Below are 15,820 nucleotides of genomic sequence, written 5' to 3'. Positions count from 1 at the left end.
CAGGCGGTCGGGATCAGGGGAGGACGACGACCTGGGCGGCGAACACCAGCCCGGCGCCGAAGCCGATCTGGAGGGCCAGACCGCCGGAGAGCTCGGGGTGCTCGGCCATCAGACGGTGACTCGCGAGCGGGATGGATGCCGCCGACGTGTTGCCGGTGGTCTCGATGTCGCGCGCGATGACGGTGGTCTCAGGGAGGCCCAGCTGCTTGGCGAACTCGTCGATGATGCGCATGTTCGCCTGGTGCGGGATGAACGCCGCGAGGTCGGACGCCTCGACACCGGCGACCTCGAGTGCTTCGCGAGCGACCTTGGCCATCTCCCACACGGCCCAGCGGAAGACCGTGGGACCCTCCTGGCGCAGGGTCGGCCATGGCGCGCTGCCGTCGCGGAACTCCGTGAGCGTGTGGTTCATGCCGACGGCGTCCGCCTTGGAGCCGTCCGAGCCCCAGACGGCGGGGGAGATGCCCGGCGTCTCGCTCGGGCCGATGAGGGCCGCGCCGGCGCCGTCCCCGAGCAGAAAGGAGATGCTGCGGTCAGTGGGGTCCACGATGTCCGAGAGCTTCTCGGTGCCGATCACGAGCGCGTAGCGCGCGGCCCCGGCACGGATCAGCGCATCCGCCTGTGCGACGGCGTACGCGTAGCCGGCGCACGCGGCGTTGATGTCATAGGCCGCGGCGGGATTCGCGCCGACGCGGTCGGCCACGATCGCCGAGACGGACGGGGACTGCTTGGGATTGCTGATGGTCGCCACGATCACGAGGTCGACCTCCGCGGCGTCGACGCCGGCGCGCTCGATGGCCTCGGCGGCAGCGGTGGTCGCGAGATCGATGGCGTCCGTCTCTGCGACCGCACGTGCGCGCGTGACGATGCCGGTGCGCTGGCGGATCCACTCGTCGCTGGAGTTGATAGGCTCGATCAGGTCCTCGTTCGGGACCGCGTTCTCCCCGCGCGCGGCGCCGTAGGCGTAGATGCGCGTATAGGCCGGGCCGGACGCCTGCTTGAGGGTGGCGCTCACTTCGTCTCTGCTCCGTTCAGCAGCTCCACCGCTGCATCGAGGTCTTCGGGTGTCTTGACGGCGACGGTCGGCACGCCGCGGAGTCCGCGCTTGGCGAGGCCCGTCAGCGCTCCGGCCGGTGCGAGCTCGATGAGTCCGGTGATGCCGTTCTCGGCGAACGAGTTCATGCACAGGTCCCAGCGGACGGGTGAGGCGACCTGGCCGACGAGCAGGTCGAGCGCGGCGGTGCCGTCGGTGACGACGGAGCCGTCGCGGTTCGTCCACAGTGTGAGGGAAGGCGCGGATGCCGTCACCTCGCGCACGGCGTCGCGGAGCGTCTCGACGGCCGGCTGCATGTAGGAGGTGTGGAACGCTCCGGCGACCTGGAGCGGGATGACTCGCGTCCCCTTCGGCGGCTCGGAGGCGAGCGTCGAGAGCGCCTCGAGGGCGCCGGCGACGACGATCTGCCCGCCGCCGTTGTAATTGGCGGGGGAGAGACCGAGTTCCGCGAGACGCGCCAGCAGGGCATCCTCATCTCCGCCGAGCACGGCGCTCATACCGGTCGGCACCTGAGCCGCGGCGTCCGCCATGGCGCGTCCGCGGATCCCGACCAGACGCATGCCGGTCTCGTCATCGATGACGTCGCTGGCGACCAGGGCCGCGATCTCACCGACCGAGTGTCCCGCGACGCCGTCCGCACGGCGCCCCCACCGCCGCTCGAGCTCGTGCTGCGCGATGAGCGAGGCCGCGACGATCAGCGGCTGGGCGACGCGCGTGTCCCGGATGGTCTCGGCATCCGATTCGGTCCCGTGCTGGACGAGGTCCACCTGGGCGGCTTCGGAGTAGGCCGCGAGCCGCTCGGCGACGCCGTCCAGTTCGAGCCAGGGGGAGAGGAAGCCGGGGGTCTGTGAGCCCTGTCCAGGGCAGGCGACGACAATCACCAGTCCAGTCTGCCAACGATCGCGCGCGGAGAGTGGGGGAACTCTCACAAGATTGTCGAGATCCCTTGTGTGTGGCGTACAGCGCTCAGCGCGATCGACGGGGGTTCGGGCGACGCCGGGCGGGCTCCGCGGTCCCGATGGATCCGAGGATGAGCGCGGTCTGCAGGATCAGCGCCTCGCGCGGACCGGTCGCATCCCATCCGATGACCTCGCTCACGCGCTTCAGACGGTACCGCACGGTGTTCGGGTGCACGAACAGTTCCCGCGCCGTCGCCTCGAGGGACCGGCCGTTGTCGAGGTAGCTCCACAGCGTGGTGACGAGATCCGTGGAATGGGCCTGCAGCGGACGGTGGATCCGTTCGATGAGCGTCAGCTTGGCCAGCGGATCGCCGGCGAGGGCGCGTTCGGGCAGGAGGTCGTCCGCATCCACGGGGCGGGGAGCTCCCCGCCACGCCCGCGCGACGGCGAATCCCGCCAGCGCAGCGCGTGCGCTCTGCCCCGCATCCACGAGAGCGGCGACCGCGGGACCGACCACGACGTAGCCGGGCCCGAACGACGGCTCCAGGCGCGCCGCGATCTCGTCGAAGGCGAGTTCATCCTCGCCGGAATCGCGTGCCGAGTCCTGCGCGCGTCCGACCACGAGGACGAGGCGGGAGCCCTGCACGCCGACCAGGACGTCGACGGCGAGCTTGCGGGCCGTGCGGCGGACCTGGTCGACGTCGAACTGCGCCGGCGTCGTGCCCACGATCACGCAGACCTCGCCGTGACCGTGCCAACCGAGCGCGGCGATGCGACTGGGAAGCTCCTCGTCGGCCTCGCCGGTGAGGATCGAGTCCACGACCAGAGCCTCGAGCCGCGCGTCCCACAGCCCCCGGGCCTCCGCTGCCCTGGCATAGACATCGGCGGCCGCGAAGGCGACATCCCGCGAGTACAGCAGGATCGCCTCCCGCAGATGCTCGCCCTTGCCAGCCACCCGTTCCTCGGTGACCTCGACGGTGACGCGGATGAGCTGCAGCGTCTGCTGCAGGCTCACGCTGCGCAGCAGTTCGCGCGGGGCGGCGGCGAAGATGTCCGCGGCGATCCACGGCGTCGAGGAGGGGTCGTCATACCACTGGATGAACGAGGTGATTCCCGCCTGCGCCACCAGCCCGACCGCTGAGCGGCGGGCCGGTGGCATGTCGGCGTACCAGGGGAGCGTGTCCTCCAGGCGCTTGATCGTCACCGTGGCGATGTCGCCGGAGATCCGGCGCAGCCACGCGAGTGTCGCGGCCTTGTCCATCGACGCGGGGGACGAGCCTGTCACCTCCGGCTCAGCTCTCGCCGCCGGCGTTCCCGCTCGTGCCGGCGTTGACGTTGAACAGGTCGTACTTCTCGATCGCCTGGGCGATCACCGAGCGGTCGATCCTGCCCTGATCCGCCAGGCCCTGCAGGGCCCGGACGACCATGGACGGGCCGTCGATCTTGAAGAAGCGACGAGCGGCCGCGCGCGTGTCGGCGAAGCCGAAGCCGTCCGCGCCCAGCGTGTAGTAGTCACCGGGGACCCACTGGCGGATCTGGTCCTGGACGGCGTGCATGAAGTCGCTCGTCGCCACGAACGGGCCCTCGGCCCCGGTGAGCTTCTGCGTCAGGTACGGGACGCGCGGCTCCTCGGCCGGGTGGAGGAAGTTGTGCTCGTCGGCGGCAAGACCGTCACGGCGCAGCTCGGTCCAGCTGGTGACGGACCAGACGTCGGCGACGACACCCCAGTCCGCGGCCAGCAGCTCCTGCGCCTCGAGCGCCCACGGGACGCCCACGCCCGACGCGAGCAGCTGGACGCGCGGTCCGTCGCCCTCGCCGACCGCGATGCGGTGGATGCCCTTGACGATGCCGTCGACGTCGACGCCCTCCGGCTCCGCGGGCTGCTTCATCGGCTCGTTGTACACCGTGAGGTAGTACATGACGTCGGGGTCGGGGTGCGTGCCGCCGTACATGCGCTCGATGCCGGACTGCACGATGTGCGCGACCTCGTATCCGAACGCGGGGTCGTAGGTCACCGTGGCCGGGTTCGTCGAGGCCAGCAGCGGCGAGTGGCCGTCGGCGTGCTGCGTGCCCTCACCGGTCAGGGTCGTGCGACCGGCGGTGGCGCCGATCACGAATCCGCGCGCCATCTGATCAGCGGCGGCCCAGAAGGCGTCGCCCGTGCGCTGGTAGCCGAACATCGAGTAGAAGATGTAGATCGGGATCAGCGGCTCGCCGTGTGTGGAGTACGACGTGCCGGTCGCGGTGAGAGCCGCCGTCGCCCCGGCCTCGTTGATGCCGACGTGCATGATCTGGCCCTGCGGGCTCTCCTTGTACGCCAGGAGCAGCTCGCGGTCGACCGACGTGTAGTTCTGGCCGTTCGGGTTGTAGATCTTCGCCGTGGGGAAGTAGGCGTCCATGCCGAAGGTGCGGGCCTCGTCCGGGATGATCGGGACGATGCGCTGGCCGAAGCCCTTCACGCGCATGAGGTCCTTGAGCATGCGGACGAACGCCATCGTCGTGGCGACCTCCTGGTTGCCCGATCCCTTCTTCAGCAGCGCGTAGTCCTTGTCCTCCGGGAGGGCGAGGTCGACGTGCGTGCTGCGGCGCTCCGGCAGGAAGCCGCCCAGGTCGCGGCGGCGATCCAGCATGTACTGGATCGTCTCGTCCTGTGCACCCGGGTGGTAGTAGGGCGGACGGTACGGGTCGGCCTCGAGCTGCGCATCCGTGATCGGGATCTGCATCGTGTCGCGGAACAGCTTGAGGTCGTCCAGCGTCATCTTCTTCATCTGGTGAGTCGCGTTGCGACCCTCGAAGTGCGGTCCGAGGCCGTAGCCCTTGACCGTCTTGGCCAGGATGACCGTGGGCTGGCCCTTGTGCTCCATGGCCGCCTTGTAGGCCGCATACACCTTGCGGTAGTCGTGACCGCCGCGGCGCAGCTTCCAGATCTGGTCGTCGGTGTATCCCTCGACGAGCTTCAGCGCGCGCTCGTCACGGCCGAAGAAGTTCTCCCGCACGAACGCGCCGTTCTCGGCCTTGTAGGTCTGGAAGTCGCCGTCGGGGGTGACGTTCATGAGGTTGAGCAGGGCGCCGTCGGCGTCGCGGGCGAGCAGGTCGTCCCACTCGCGTCCCCACACGACCTTGATGACGTTCCAGCCGGCCCCGCGGAAGTAGCTCTCCAGCTCCTGCATGATCTTGCCGTTGCCGCGGACCGGGCCGTCCAGGCGCTGCAGGTTGCAGTTGATCACGAACGTGAGGTTGTCCAGGCCCTCATTCGCCGCGACCTGGAGCTGACCGCGGGATTCGACCTCGTCCATCTCGCCGTCGCCGAGGAAGGCCCAGACGTGCGAGTCCGCGACGTCCTTGATGCCCCGGTTGGCGAGGTACTTGTTCGTCATGGCCTGATAGATCGCATTGATCGGGCCGAGACCCATCGACACGGTCGGGAACTGCCAGAACTCCCGCATCATTCGAGGGTGCGGGTAGGACGGCAGGCCGTTCGGCGCGCCGGACTTCTCCTGCCGGAACGCGTCCAGCTGCGCCTCGGTGAGACGGCCCTCGAGGAACGCGCGGGCGTACATGCCGGGCGACGCGTGGCCCTGGTAGAAGATCTGATCGCCGCCGGAGGGGTGGTCCTGACCACGGAAGAAGTGGTTGTGACCGACCTCGTAGAGCGAGGCCGCCGACGCGTAGGTCGAGATGTGGCCGCCGACGCCGATGCCGGGACGCTGCGCACGGTGCACGGTGATCGCCGCGTTCCATCGGATCCAGTGGCGGTAGCGGCGCTCGAGCTCCTCGTCGCCGGGGAACTCCGGCTCGTTCTCCGGCGCGATGGTGTTGATGTAATCCGTCGTCGGGACCATCGGCACGCCGAGGTGCAGCTCCTTGGAGCGCTTGAGCAGGCTGAGCATGATCTCGCGGCCACGGCCGTGGCCCTTGGCGTCGACCAGCCCGTCGAGCGACTGCTGCCACTCACCGGTCTCGTCCGGATCGCTGTCGAGGGGGCCCTGAGAGTACGGATCCTGGTCGTGGACGGTCACGGTGGAGCCTTTCGTCAAGCTGGCGGGTCTCGCCGGGAAAACGGGAAGCGACACGGGGAGCCTTGTCGGCTCGGCACAACGCGCGCCGGATTCAGCCTAGCCCTCTTCCACGACGGCGGCGCACATCGGCGGGCGCGGTGAGCGGGCGACGGACGGACGGGACGGTGGGCCCTGCCGGGATCGAACCGACGACATCCACGGTGTAAACGTGGCGCTCTACCAGCTGAGCTAAAGGCCCTGACCGTCTCAGTCTATCCGTGCCGCCCGCGCGTCAGGATTCCTCGTGCGTGCGGGGATCGGCGTCGAAGAGCCGACCGTCGGGGCGACCGAGCGCGGTGATCGCCTCGACCTCCGTCGCGTCGAGCCGGACGGATGCCGCGGCGAGATTGCTCTTCTGGTGGTCGAGGGAGGAGGCCTTCGGAATCGAGACGACCTCGCGGGCGACGTGCCAGGCCAGCACGGTCTGCGCTGCCGTGATCCCGTGCGCGGCCGCGACCTCGCCGATCACCGCCTCGTCGAGCAGTTCGCGGGCTCGGCCGAGCGGACTCCAGGCCTCGGTGATGATGCCGCGCTCCCGGTGGTACGCGAGCTGCTCCTCCTGCGGGAAGTACGGGTGCAGCTCGATCTGGTTGACGACCGGACGCACTCCTGTCTCGCGCTCCAGACGCTCGAGGTGCTCGGGGAGGAAGTTCGACACGCCGATCTGGCGCACCACACCGCGCTGCTGGGCATCGACGAGGGCGGCCCACGCCTGCACGTACTCGTCCTGGCTCGGGTTCGGCCAGTGGATGAGGTGCAGGTCGATCGCGTCGACGCCGAGACGGCAGCGGCTCTCCTCGATGCTCCACGGCGCCTTGTCGGACGGATGATGCCGGCCGGGCAGCTTGGACGTCACGATGATCTCGGCGCGATCGGTGCCGGCATCCGCGACGCCGCGGCCCACGGCGCCCTCGTTCTCGTAGTTGAAGGCGGAGTCGACCAGACGGTATCCGGCGTCGATCGCTGCGGTGACGGAGGCGGCGCCGGCCTCTCCTCTGAGTCCGTAGGTGCCGAGGCCGATGGCCGGCAGCGCGAAGCCGTTGTGTGCGGTGAACGTGGGCAGCGAGGTCATCGAGTCTCCTTCGTCGAACGCGTCCGTCCAGCCTACGCACGCCGCGTGCGGTCGGGGCGGACGTGACGTCGCGCGACAATGGACCCATGCGCTGTCCCTGTCTGTCCGGAGAGACGTTCGACCATTGCTGCGGGCCGCTGCTCGCGTGCGGGTTCGCGCCGACGGCGGAGCGGCTCATGCGCTCGCGCTTCACGGCTTTCGCGCGGGGCGACGAGGCGCATCTGCTGCGCACCTGGCACCCATCGACCCGACCGGCGGTCCTGAACCTGGATCCGGCCGTGCGGTGGACACGCCTGGACGTGCTCGCCACCGAGCGCGGCGGTCCGTTCGATCGCGACGGCGTCGTGCTCTTCGAAGCCTTCCACCGCGATGCATCGGGGTCGGGATCGATGCGCGAACGCAGCCGTTTCGTCCGGGAGGGACGCGCTTGGCTGTACGTCGACGGCACGCCCGGCTGAGGCGGCGAGAGCGGATGTCGCCCGCAGAGACTAGGTTGGGATCGTGAACGCCAGCCCCGAACAGCAGCGCCTCCTCCTCGACGTCGCCGATCTGGATCGGCGCATCCAGCAGGCCGAGCGCCTGCGCACCCAGCCCGCCGGTGGCGCGCGCATCAATGAGCTCGCCGCGCTCCGGCAGAGCCAGCTGCGTGACCTGACGGCGCTGACCGGGACGCGCGACGACGCGGTGGCGGAGCTTCGTCGCCTGGAAGCGGACGTCGCGGTCGTCGAACAGCGCCGTGCGCGCGACGCCGAGCGGCTCGCCGCAGCGACGAACCCCAAGGACGCTCAGGCGCTGGAGAGCGAGCTGGCCAGCCTCGCCCGGCGCACCAGCGACCTCGAGGATCAGGAGCTCGAGGTCATGGCGCGCGTCGAGGAGGCCGAGTCCGCGGTGGCCGCGCAGCAGGCGCTGATCGACGCCACGACGGCGGAGGGCACCGAGCTCACCGCCCGGGCGAAGGCCGACGTGGCGGCCGCGACGACGGAGGGTGAGCAGCTCTCCCGCGACCGCGCGGCCGTGGTCGCCCGAGTGGATGCCGCGCTGCTGGCGGATTACACCCGTCGCGCGGCGCGCACGACCGGTGCGGCGCTGCTGCGGCAGGGCACCTGCGAGGGCTGCCGCATGGTGCTGTCGGGGATCGATCTGACCACCGTGCGGAACGCGCCGGCCGACGAGGTCGTCTCCTGCCCGGAGTGCGGCTGCATCCTCGTGCGCACCGAGGAATCCGGGCTGTGACGCCCGTGCGCGTCGTGCCCGGTGTCTCGCAGCGCTGAGCGCCGCATCGCGCTCGTCGCGACGGAGGACGGCTGCGTCGCGATCGATCTGGATCGGGAGGGCGCCGAGCAGGGACGCCACCGCATCGCGCCCGACGAACTCGCGGCATGGACGGCCGCGACCGAGGCGGAGTCCGCACCGCGATGGGTCATCCGCAGCGCCCGCGAGCTGTACCCCGAGCTGCTCCACGCGGGTGCGCGTCTGACCCGCACGCACGACCTCGTGCTCTGCCACGCCATCCTCCGGGACACCGCACTGCTGGCCGAGCCGCTCCCCGGGGACGAGGCGTGGTCGCCGGTGACGTCCGAGGCCGAGGCGCCCACCCTGTTCGACGCGCTGCACGCCGGTTCGCGCGAGGATCCGGTCGGGCTCCTACTGGAGCAGTACCGTGCGCAGCTGCAGGCGTTGTCGACCGCGCGCGACGGGCGGCTGGAGCTGCTCTGCGCCGCGGAGTCCGCGGGAGGGCTCGTGGCCGAGGAGATGCGAGCGGCGGGTCTGCCCTGGGACGCCGCCGAGCACGAGCGCATCCTCGTCGACACGCTCGGCGAACGCCGCGCGGGCGGCGTGCCGGCACGGATGGCCGAGCTGGCGTACCGCGTTCGCACCGAACTGGGAGACGCGCGCGTCAACCTGGACAGCCAGCCGAAGCTGCTGCGGGCGCTGCACCGCGTCGGGGTGCTCTCCGAGTCCACGAGCCGCTGGGAGCTCGCCGAGCACGATCACCCCGCGGTGCCGCCGCTGCTCGCCTACAAGAAGCTGTCTCGACTGCTCAGCGCGAACGGCTGGGCATGGCTGGCGGAGTGGGTCCGCGACGGACGGTTCCGTCCGGTGTACATCCCCGGTGGCGTGGTGACAGGGCGGTGGGCCTCGGCGGGCGGAGGAGCCCTCCAGCTGCCGCGCCTTCTCCGTCCCGCCGTGCGCGCCGATCCGGGCTGGATGCTCGTCGTGGCGGACGTGGCGCAGCTCGAACCCCGGATGCTGGCCGCTATGGCTGCGGACCAGGCGATGGCCGAGGCGGCGCGGGGGAACGACCTGTACGCCGGTGTCGTCGAGTCCGGGGCCGTCGATACGCGCGAGGAGGCCAAGTACGCCGTGCTCGGAGCGATGTACGGCGCGACGACGGGAGACAGCGGGCGCCTCGTGCCGCGGTTGCGGCGTGTGTTCCCCCGCGCGATGAGGCTCGTCGACGAAGCGGCCAGGATCGGGGAGGACGGCGGGGTCGTGTCCACGTGGTTGGGCCGTACCTCACCGAGACCTCCGGAGGCCTGGCGGGCGGGACAGGCTGCGGCGAGCGGCGCCGACGCATCGACCGGGGTCGTACGGGAGGCGCAGCGGCGCGCCAGGGAGCGGGGCCGGTTCACCCGCAACTTCGTGGTGCAAGGCACTGCCGCCGAATGGTCGCTCATCTGGCTGGCGGAGATCCGTCACCGCCTCCGTGGGCTGCCTCCCGCCGAGGTTCCGGCCGCGGCCTCCGGTCCGTTCGCGAACGAGGCGCATCTGGCCTTCTTCCTCCACGACGAGGTCATCCTGCACGTCCCGGCCGAATCGGCCGAGCAGGCGGCGGAGGCCGTGCACGAGGCGGCGGTCGTCGCCACGAGGCGTCTGTTCGGCTCCTTCCCGTTGGATGTGCCTCTGGACCTGAGGGTGACGCGAACAGCGGAGAAGTAGACTGGAGGAGTGAATGGGCCGGCCGGACGGTCGCGTGGCGGGAGACCGCACCGAGGAACGTCCGGGCTCCGCAGGGCAGGGCGGTGGGTAACACCCACCCGGAGCGATCCGCGAGACAGTGCCACAGAGAGCAGACCGCCGGGCTTCGGCCCGGTAAGGGTGAAAGGGTGGTGTAAGAGACCACCGGGGGCCGTGGTGACACGGCCCGCCAGGTAAACCTCGCCCGGAGCAAGGCCAGACAGAGGATGATGACGCGGCTCGCCGAGTCCTCGGGTAGGCCGCTGGAGCGCCACGGCAACGTGTCGCCGAGAGAGATGACCGTCGAAGGGGCGAAGGACCCCGGAACAGAACCCGGCGTACAGGCCGACCCATTCACCTCAGACGACGACGGCCCCGGCATCCGAGAGATTCAGGATGCCGGGGCCGTCGCCTGTACGCGCTAGTCGCCGGCGAGCGAGGCCGCGCCGATGATGCCGGAGTTGTTGCGGTGGATCGCTGGGACGATCGGGGTCTTCAGGTCCAGAAGCGGGAGGAAGTCGCTGGCATTCTTCGACACGCCGCCGCCCACCACGAACAGGTCAGGGCTGAAGAGGAACTCGATGTGCGAGTAGAACGCCTGCAGCCGCTCGGCCCATTCGGCCCAGGAGAGTCCCTCGCGCTCGCGCGCGGAGGTGGCCGCCCAATGCTCGACCGACTCGTACTCACGGAAGTTGAGGTGGCCGAGCTCGGAGTTGGGCACGAGGACGCCGTCGTAGAGGAACGCCGAGCCGATGCCCGTCCCGAGCGTCGTCAGGAGGGTCAGGCCGATCACGTCCCTGGCGGCGCCGTGGCGCGCCTCGGCGACTCCGGCGGCATCGGCGTCGTTGACGAACACGATGTTGCGCTGGAGGCCGTCGCGGAAGAACTGCTCCGCCTCGAAGTCCACCCACTGCTTCGACACGTTCGCGGCCGACAGCGTCTTGCCGCGCTTGACGATCGCGGGGAACGCGACGCCGAGCGGGAGTGTCGACTCGTGCACGTCGAGGGTCTTGAGGACCGTCTGGACCGCGATCAGCACGTCCTCCGGCGACGCGCCTTCGGGCGTCGGGACGCGCACCCGATCGGATGCCATGGTGCCGTGCTCGAGGTCGACGATGCCTGCCTTGATACCTGTGCCGCCGATGTCGACGCCGATCGCTTTTGCCATGGCCAATAGCCTAGCGAGAGCACCGGGCGACAGTAGGATCGTGACAGATGCTTACGAAGGGATCCGCCATGCCGGACAACGATCACAAGTACTGGTACAACTCCGTGACCGGTGAGGTCGAGTACGGCATGATCTCGCCGTCCGCCGACCGGGTCGGACCGTTCGACACCGAGGCCGAGGCCGCCGCGGCTCCGGAGCTTCTGAAGAAGCGGGCGGCGGCATGGGCCGAAGAGGAAGCCGCAGAAGAGGGCTGGGACTGACACGCATGGGCATGGACAAGCAGAGGGACTTCGTGCTGCGCACGATCGAGGAGCGCGGCGTCAAGTTCGTCCGGCTCTGGTTCACGGACGTGATCGGCACGCTCAAGTCGGTCGCCATCGCGCCGGCCGAGGTCGAGGGAGCGTTCGCCGAGGGGATCGGCTTCGACGGTTCGGCGATCGAGGGGCTGACGCGCACCTCGGAGTCCGATCTGCTCGCGCAGCCGGATCCGACCACCTTCCAGATCCTGCCGTGGCGCGGGGAGATCGACCCGACCGCCCGCATGTTCTGCGACCTGACAACCCCGGACGGCCAGCCCGCGGTCGCTGATCCGCGCCATGTGCTCAAGCGCGCGCTCGCGAAGGCGGCCGATGCCGGCTTCACGTTCTACACGCATCCGGAGATCGAGTTCTACCTGCTGAAGTCCTCGACCTTCGGCCCGGAGGGACCGGTGCCGGTGGACTCCGCCGGGTACTTCGACAATGTCCCGGGCGGCACGGCGCACGATTTCCGCCGCCGCTCGGTGCGCATGCTCGAGGACCTGGGCATATCGGTGGAGTTCAGCCACCACGAGGGCGGCCCCGGGCAGAACGAGATCGATCTGCGCTATGCCGACGCGCTCACGATGGCCGACAACGTGATGACCTTCCGAACGGTCATCAAGGAGGTCGCGATCGAGCAGGGCGTGTACGCGACCTTCATGCCGAAGCCGCTCAGCGACCAGCCCGGCAGCGGCATGCACACGCACATGTCGCTGTTCGAAGGCGAGCGCAACGCGTTCTACGAGGAGGGCGCGAAGTACCAGCTGTCCCGCACCGGGCGGCAGTTCATCGCAGGACTGCTCCGTCACGCGAACGAGATCGCCGCGGTCACGAACCAGTTCGTGAACTCCTACAAGCGCCTGTGGGGCGGGGACGAGGCGCCCAGCTTCGTGACGTGGGGTCACGCGAACCGCTCCGCCCTGGTGCGGGTGCCGATGTACAAGCCGAACAAGAGCGGCTCGTCGCGCATCGAGTACCGCGGTCTGGACTCGGCCGCCAACCCCTATCTCGCCTACGCGCTGATGCTCGCCGCCGGTCTCAAGGGGATCCAGGAGGGCTATGAGCTCCCTCCGGAGGCCGAGGACAACGTGTGGGCGCTCAGCGACGCCGAGCGGCGCGCGCTGGGCTATGCGGCGCTGCCCGCGAGTCTCGACCACGCGCTGGAGTACATGGAGAGCTCCGAGCTCGTCGCCGAGACCCTGGGCGAGCAGGTGTTCAACTACGTCCTGCGCAACAAGCGCAAGGAGTGGGAGGCGTACCGAGGCCAGGTCACGCCGTTCGAACTGAAGAGCAACCTCGAGCTGCTCTGAGTCATGGCGCGGCCGGACGACTCCGTCTCCCTGTCCTCGCTGGCGCGTCTGGGCTTCACCGAGCTCGGCGCGGCGGCCCGGGCGCTCGACGAACTCGCCGAGCTGACCGGGATCGATCGCGCCGTCGTGCTGGACGGGGCCGCCTCGGGCGCCGATCCGGATGCCGCGGTGTCCGGGATCCTGCGGGTCGCGCGCCGTGAGACGGAGCCGATCCGCGCGCTGCTGGCCGAGAGCGCGAGTCGCGGACTCGTCTGGCGGGTGTTCGGCTGCTCGATCGGCCTCGCGGACTTCTTCCTCCGGCATCCTGACGAGCTGGACGTGCTCGGCGAACAGCCCGGTCGGGTGCCGGATGCCACCGAGCTGACGCAGCGCCTGCTGGCAGCCGTCGGCGCCGCGGACGGGTTCGCGGATTCCGGCGAGGACGAGGCCTGGGTGCGGCTGCGCGTCGCCTATCGGCGCGAGCTCGCCCGGATCGCCGCGGTGGACGTGTCGGATGCCGACCCGGCGGCCCTGATCCCGGCGGTGAGCGCGGCGCTGGCGGATGCCGCGGGTGCGGCCCTGGAGGCGTCTCTCGCCGTCGCGCGGACGCGGGTCGCCGCGAGCGTCCCGCGCGAGGTCGTCGCGGCCGCGCAGCTCGCGGTGGTCGGGATGGGCAAGGCCGGGGCACGCGAGCTCAACTACGTGAGCGACGTGGACGTCATCTTCGTCGGAGGCACGGCGGACGAGGCCGTCGTGGAGGAGAGCCGTGCGATCGATGTCGCGACCCGTCTCGCGCGCGAGACCATGCGCGGGCTGTCCGGCATCGAAGTCGAACCGCCGCTGTGGGAGGTGGACGCCGCGCTGCGTCCCGAGGGCAAGCAGGGGGCGCTGGTGCGCTCCCTGGGATCGCACCTGGCCTACTACGACCGATGGGCCAAGAGCTGGGAGTTCCAGGCGCTGCTGAAGGCGCGTCCGCTGGCCGGCGACCCCCAACTGGGGGCGGCCTACATCGCGGCGGTCCAGCCCAAGATCTGGTCCAGCGCCGCGCGCGAGAACTTCGTGGACAGCGTGCAGCGCATGCGCGAGCGCGTGACGGAGCACATCGACCCCGCCGACGCGCCCTACCAGATCAAGCTCGGCGAGGGCGGGCTCCGGGACATCGAGTTCACGGTGCAGCTGCTCCAGCTGGTCCATGGCCTGACGGACCCCTCGATCCGCACCCGCGGCACGCTGGAGAGCCTGGACGCGCTCGTCTCCGGCGGGTACATCGGCCGGGCCGAGGCCACGGCGTTCGCCCAGCACTACCGCACACTGCGTCTGCTGGAGCATCGGCTCCAGTTGCGGGAGCTGTCGCGCACCCACCTGATGCCGCGCACCGAGGAGGGCAGGCGGGTGCTGGCCAGGGCCACCGGTCTCGCCGACACGGGCGACGGCATCTGGACGCTCTGGGAGCGCGTGCGCCGCGAGGTCCGCGACATCCACACCCGGCTCTTCTACCGGCCGCTGCTCACCGCCGTGGCGTCCCTGCCGGAGGAGGAGCGGAGCCTGTCCACCGAGCAGGCGCACGATCGCCTGGCCGCGATCGGCTTCCGAGATCCGGCGGGAGCACTGCGCCACATCGGCGCGCTCACGAACGGGCTGAGCCGGAAGGCGACGATCCAGCGTCATCTCATGCCGGTGATGGTGCGCTGGTTCGCCGACGGGACCGACCCCGACTACGGGCTGATCGCGTTCCGGCGCATCAGCGAGCGGCTGGGGGACACGCCCTGGTTCCTGCGGATGCTGCGGGACTCCTCCGGTGCGGCCGAGAGCCTCACACGGCTGCTGTCGTCCTCGCGGTACGTCGGCGAGCTGATGGAGTGGATCCCGGAGTCGGTGGCCTGGCTGGATCGCACCGATTCGCTGCGGCCCCGCGGTGAGGCCGCGCTGGATGAGGAGGCGCGGGCGATCCAGACCCGCCACGAGAGCACCGCGGGAGCCCTGCAGGCGGTGCGCAGCCTGCGGCGGCGCGAGCTGCTGCGCACCGCGATGGGCGCCGTGCTCGACGTCCTCACGATCGAGGAGATCGCCACGGCGCTCACCGGGATCACGGATGCCACGATCCAGGCCGGCCTCCGGGCGGTCCGCCGCGAGATCGTGCCTCCCGAGGACGACGGGCTCGACTTCGCGGTGATCGGGATGGGCCGTTTCGGCGGCGCGGAGCTCGGATTCGGGTCCGATGCCGACATCCTGTACGTGTACGAGCCGAACGACGTCGACCCGCAGCGCGCGCAGCAGCTCGCCGTCCGCCTCGTGAACGGTCTCCGCGAGCATCTCGCCGATCAACGCGTCCCGCTGGATCTGGATGCGGATCTGCGCCCCGAGGGCCGCAACGGCCCCGTGGTGCGGACCTTCGACGCCTACGCCGAGTACTACCGTCGCTGGTCGCTGTCCTGGGAGGCGCAGGCGCTGCTGCGGGCTCGGGGCGTCGCCGGCAGCGCGAACCTGATCGACCGCTTCACCCGGCTCGCCGACAGCGTGCGGTATCCCGAGCAGGTCGATCCGCAAGGGCTGCGCGAGATCAAGCGGATCAAGGCGCGCGTCGAGGGGGAGCGGCTGCCGCAGGGCGCGGACCCGCGTCGGCACCTGAAGCTCGGGCCGGGATCGCTGAGCGACGTCGAATGGCTCGTCCAGCTGATCCAGCTCCAGCACGCGGCGGACATCCCCGGCCTGCGCACGACGTCGACGCTGCAGGCGCTGGATGCGGCGGTGGAGGCGGATCTCGTCCCGGCGGACGGTGCGGAGCGCCTGCGCGAGGCCTGGCGCCTCGCGAGCCGGTTGCGGTCGGCGATCACCCTGCTCACGGGACAGACCAGCGACGTGCTGCCGTCGGACCGGCGTCAGCTGGACGGCGTCGGGCGGCTGCTCGGGTATCCGGACCGGTCGGCCAGCGACGTCGAGGAGGACTATCTCGGAGTGACGCGCCGCGCTCGGCGCGTGTTCGAGCAGCTCTTCTACGGATAGTTGCCTTCCGGGCCGGTTCC

Annotated in this window: 12 protein-coding genes, 1 tRNA gene and 1 other RNA gene; 7 read left to right on the top strand and 7 right to left on the bottom strand. The window is 70.4% G+C overall.

What is annotated here, in order from left to right; genetic code table 11:
• Positions 1-13: 13 nt before the first annotated feature.
• The 6 genes from AC3RXZ_RS02660 to AC3RXZ_RS02635 all read right to left on the bottom strand — a co-directional run bounded on the left by AC3RXZ_RS02660 (position 14) and on the right by AC3RXZ_RS02635 (position 7,083).
• Positions 14-1,015 (bottom strand): beta-ketoacyl-ACP synthase III, encoded by a 1,002-nt coding sequence (locus tag AC3RXZ_RS02660; protein WP_491493089.1) that lies wholly within the window; start codon positions 1,013-1,015, stop codon positions 14-16.
• Positions 1,012-1,935, bottom strand: coding sequence for an ACP S-malonyltransferase (locus tag AC3RXZ_RS02655; protein WP_491493088.1), 924 nt, complete (start codon positions 1,933-1,935; stop codon positions 1,012-1,014). Before AC3RXZ_RS02655 ends, AC3RXZ_RS02660 begins: the two co-directional genes overlap by 4 nt.
• Positions 1,936-2,020: 85 nt before the next feature.
• Positions 2,021-3,214: a PucR family transcriptional regulator gene (locus AC3RXZ_RS02650; RefSeq protein WP_243226172.1), complete on the bottom strand. Its 1,194-nt coding sequence runs from the start codon at positions 3,212-3,214 to the stop codon at positions 2,021-2,023.
• Positions 3,215-3,245: 31 nt separating this feature from the next.
• The gene (aceE, locus tag AC3RXZ_RS02645; protein ID WP_243225540.1) at positions 3,246-5,972 is read right to left on the bottom strand and encodes a pyruvate dehydrogenase (acetyl-transferring), homodimeric type; all 2,727 of its coding nucleotides are present in this window, start codon (positions 5,970-5,972) and stop codon (positions 3,246-3,248) included.
• Positions 5,973-6,137: 165 nt separating this feature from the next.
• Positions 6,138-6,210 (bottom strand) — tRNA-Val (locus AC3RXZ_RS02640).
• A 33-nt stretch (positions 6,211-6,243) separates the two neighbouring features.
• Positions 6,244-7,083 carry an aldo/keto reductase gene (locus tag AC3RXZ_RS02635; RefSeq protein ID WP_491493087.1) on the bottom strand — a complete coding sequence of 280 codons (840 nt, stop codon included), beginning with the start codon at positions 7,081-7,083 and terminating at the stop codon, positions 6,244-6,246.
• Positions 7,084-7,169: 86 nt separating this feature from the next.
• On the opposite strand from AC3RXZ_RS02635, the gene AC3RXZ_RS02630 reads away from it, so the two are divergent.
• From AC3RXZ_RS02630 to rnpB, 4 genes are all read left to right on the top strand, one after another.
• On the top strand, positions 7,170-7,541 hold the full coding sequence (locus AC3RXZ_RS02630; protein ID WP_491493086.1) for a YchJ family protein: 372 nt from the start codon (positions 7,170-7,172) through the stop codon (positions 7,539-7,541).
• A 43-nt stretch (positions 7,542-7,584) separates the two neighbouring features.
• Positions 7,585-8,316 carry a zinc ribbon domain-containing protein gene (locus AC3RXZ_RS02625; protein ID WP_491493085.1) on the top strand — a complete coding sequence of 244 codons (732 nt, stop codon included), beginning with the start codon at positions 7,585-7,587 and terminating at the stop codon, positions 8,314-8,316.
• A 21-nt stretch (positions 8,317-8,337) separates the two neighbouring features.
• Positions 8,338-10,023, top strand: coding sequence for a bifunctional 3'-5' exonuclease/DNA polymerase (locus AC3RXZ_RS02620; protein WP_491493084.1), 1,686 nt, complete (start codon positions 8,338-8,340; stop codon positions 10,021-10,023).
• 14 nt (positions 10,024-10,037) lie between these two features.
• Positions 10,038-10,398, top strand: an RNA gene (gene rnpB / locus AC3RXZ_RS02615) — RNase P RNA component class A.
• Between the two features lie 64 nt (positions 10,399-10,462).
• Here rnpB and ppgK read toward each other — a convergent pair.
• On the bottom strand, positions 10,463-11,209 hold the full coding sequence (gene ppgK, locus AC3RXZ_RS02610; RefSeq protein ID WP_243225545.1) for a polyphosphate--glucose phosphotransferase: 747 nt from the start codon (positions 11,207-11,209) through the stop codon (positions 10,463-10,465).
• 47 nt (positions 11,210-11,256) lie between these two features.
• On the opposite strand from ppgK, the gene AC3RXZ_RS02605 reads away from it, so the two are divergent.
• The 3 genes from AC3RXZ_RS02605 to AC3RXZ_RS02595 are packed head-to-tail and all read left to right on the top strand — an operon-like array spanning position 11,257 to position 15,800.
• Complete coding sequence (locus tag AC3RXZ_RS02605; protein ID WP_491493083.1) at positions 11,257-11,469, top strand: SPOR domain-containing protein; 213 nt, start codon at positions 11,257-11,259, stop codon at positions 11,467-11,469.
• An 11-nt stretch (positions 11,470-11,480) separates the two neighbouring features.
• Entirely contained in the window at positions 11,481-12,818 is a 1,338-nt protein-coding gene (locus tag AC3RXZ_RS02600) for a glutamine synthetase family protein (RefSeq protein WP_243225547.1), read from the top strand.
• A gap of 3 nt (positions 12,819-12,821) precedes the next feature.
• A complete protein-coding gene (locus AC3RXZ_RS02595; protein WP_491493082.1) occupies positions 12,822-15,800 on the top strand; it encodes a bifunctional [glutamine synthetase] adenylyltransferase/[glutamine synthetase]-adenylyl-L-tyrosine phosphorylase in 2,979 nt (992 codons plus the stop codon).
• Positions 15,801-15,820 lie beyond the last annotated feature (20 nt).

It is taken from the genome of Microbacterium cucumeris (assembly GCF_058349845.2).
The sequence above is the reverse complement of the archived record's forward strand: the minus strand, read 5'-3'. Positions and strand labels throughout refer to the sequence as shown.

What these genes read in the sequence shown, in the direction of transcription:
- AC3RXZ_RS02630 (WP_491493086.1), top strand. Translation starts at nt 7,170, where the DNA reads ATGCGCTGTCCCTGTCTGTCCGGAGAGACGTTCGACCATTGCTGCGGG.
- AC3RXZ_RS02635 (WP_491493087.1), bottom strand. Translation starts at nt 7,083, where the DNA reads ATGACCTCGCTGCCCACGTTCACCGCACACAACGGCTTCGCGCTGCCG.
- ppgK (WP_243225545.1), bottom strand. Translation starts at nt 11,209, where the DNA reads ATGGCAAAAGCGATCGGCGTCGACATCGGCGGCACAGGTATCAAGGCA.
- AC3RXZ_RS02600 (WP_243225547.1), top strand. Translation starts at nt 11,481, where the DNA reads ATGGACAAGCAGAGGGACTTCGTGCTGCGCACGATCGAGGAGCGCGGC.
- AC3RXZ_RS02650 (WP_243226172.1), bottom strand. Translation starts at nt 3,214, where the DNA reads ATGGACAAGGCCGCGACACTCGCGTGGCTGCGCCGGATCTCCGGCGAC.
- AC3RXZ_RS02605 (WP_491493083.1), top strand. Translation starts at nt 11,257, where the DNA reads ATGCTTACGAAGGGATCCGCCATGCCGGACAACGATCACAAGTACTGG.
- AC3RXZ_RS02595 (WP_491493082.1), top strand. Translation starts at nt 12,822, where the DNA reads ATGGCGCGGCCGGACGACTCCGTCTCCCTGTCCTCGCTGGCGCGTCTG.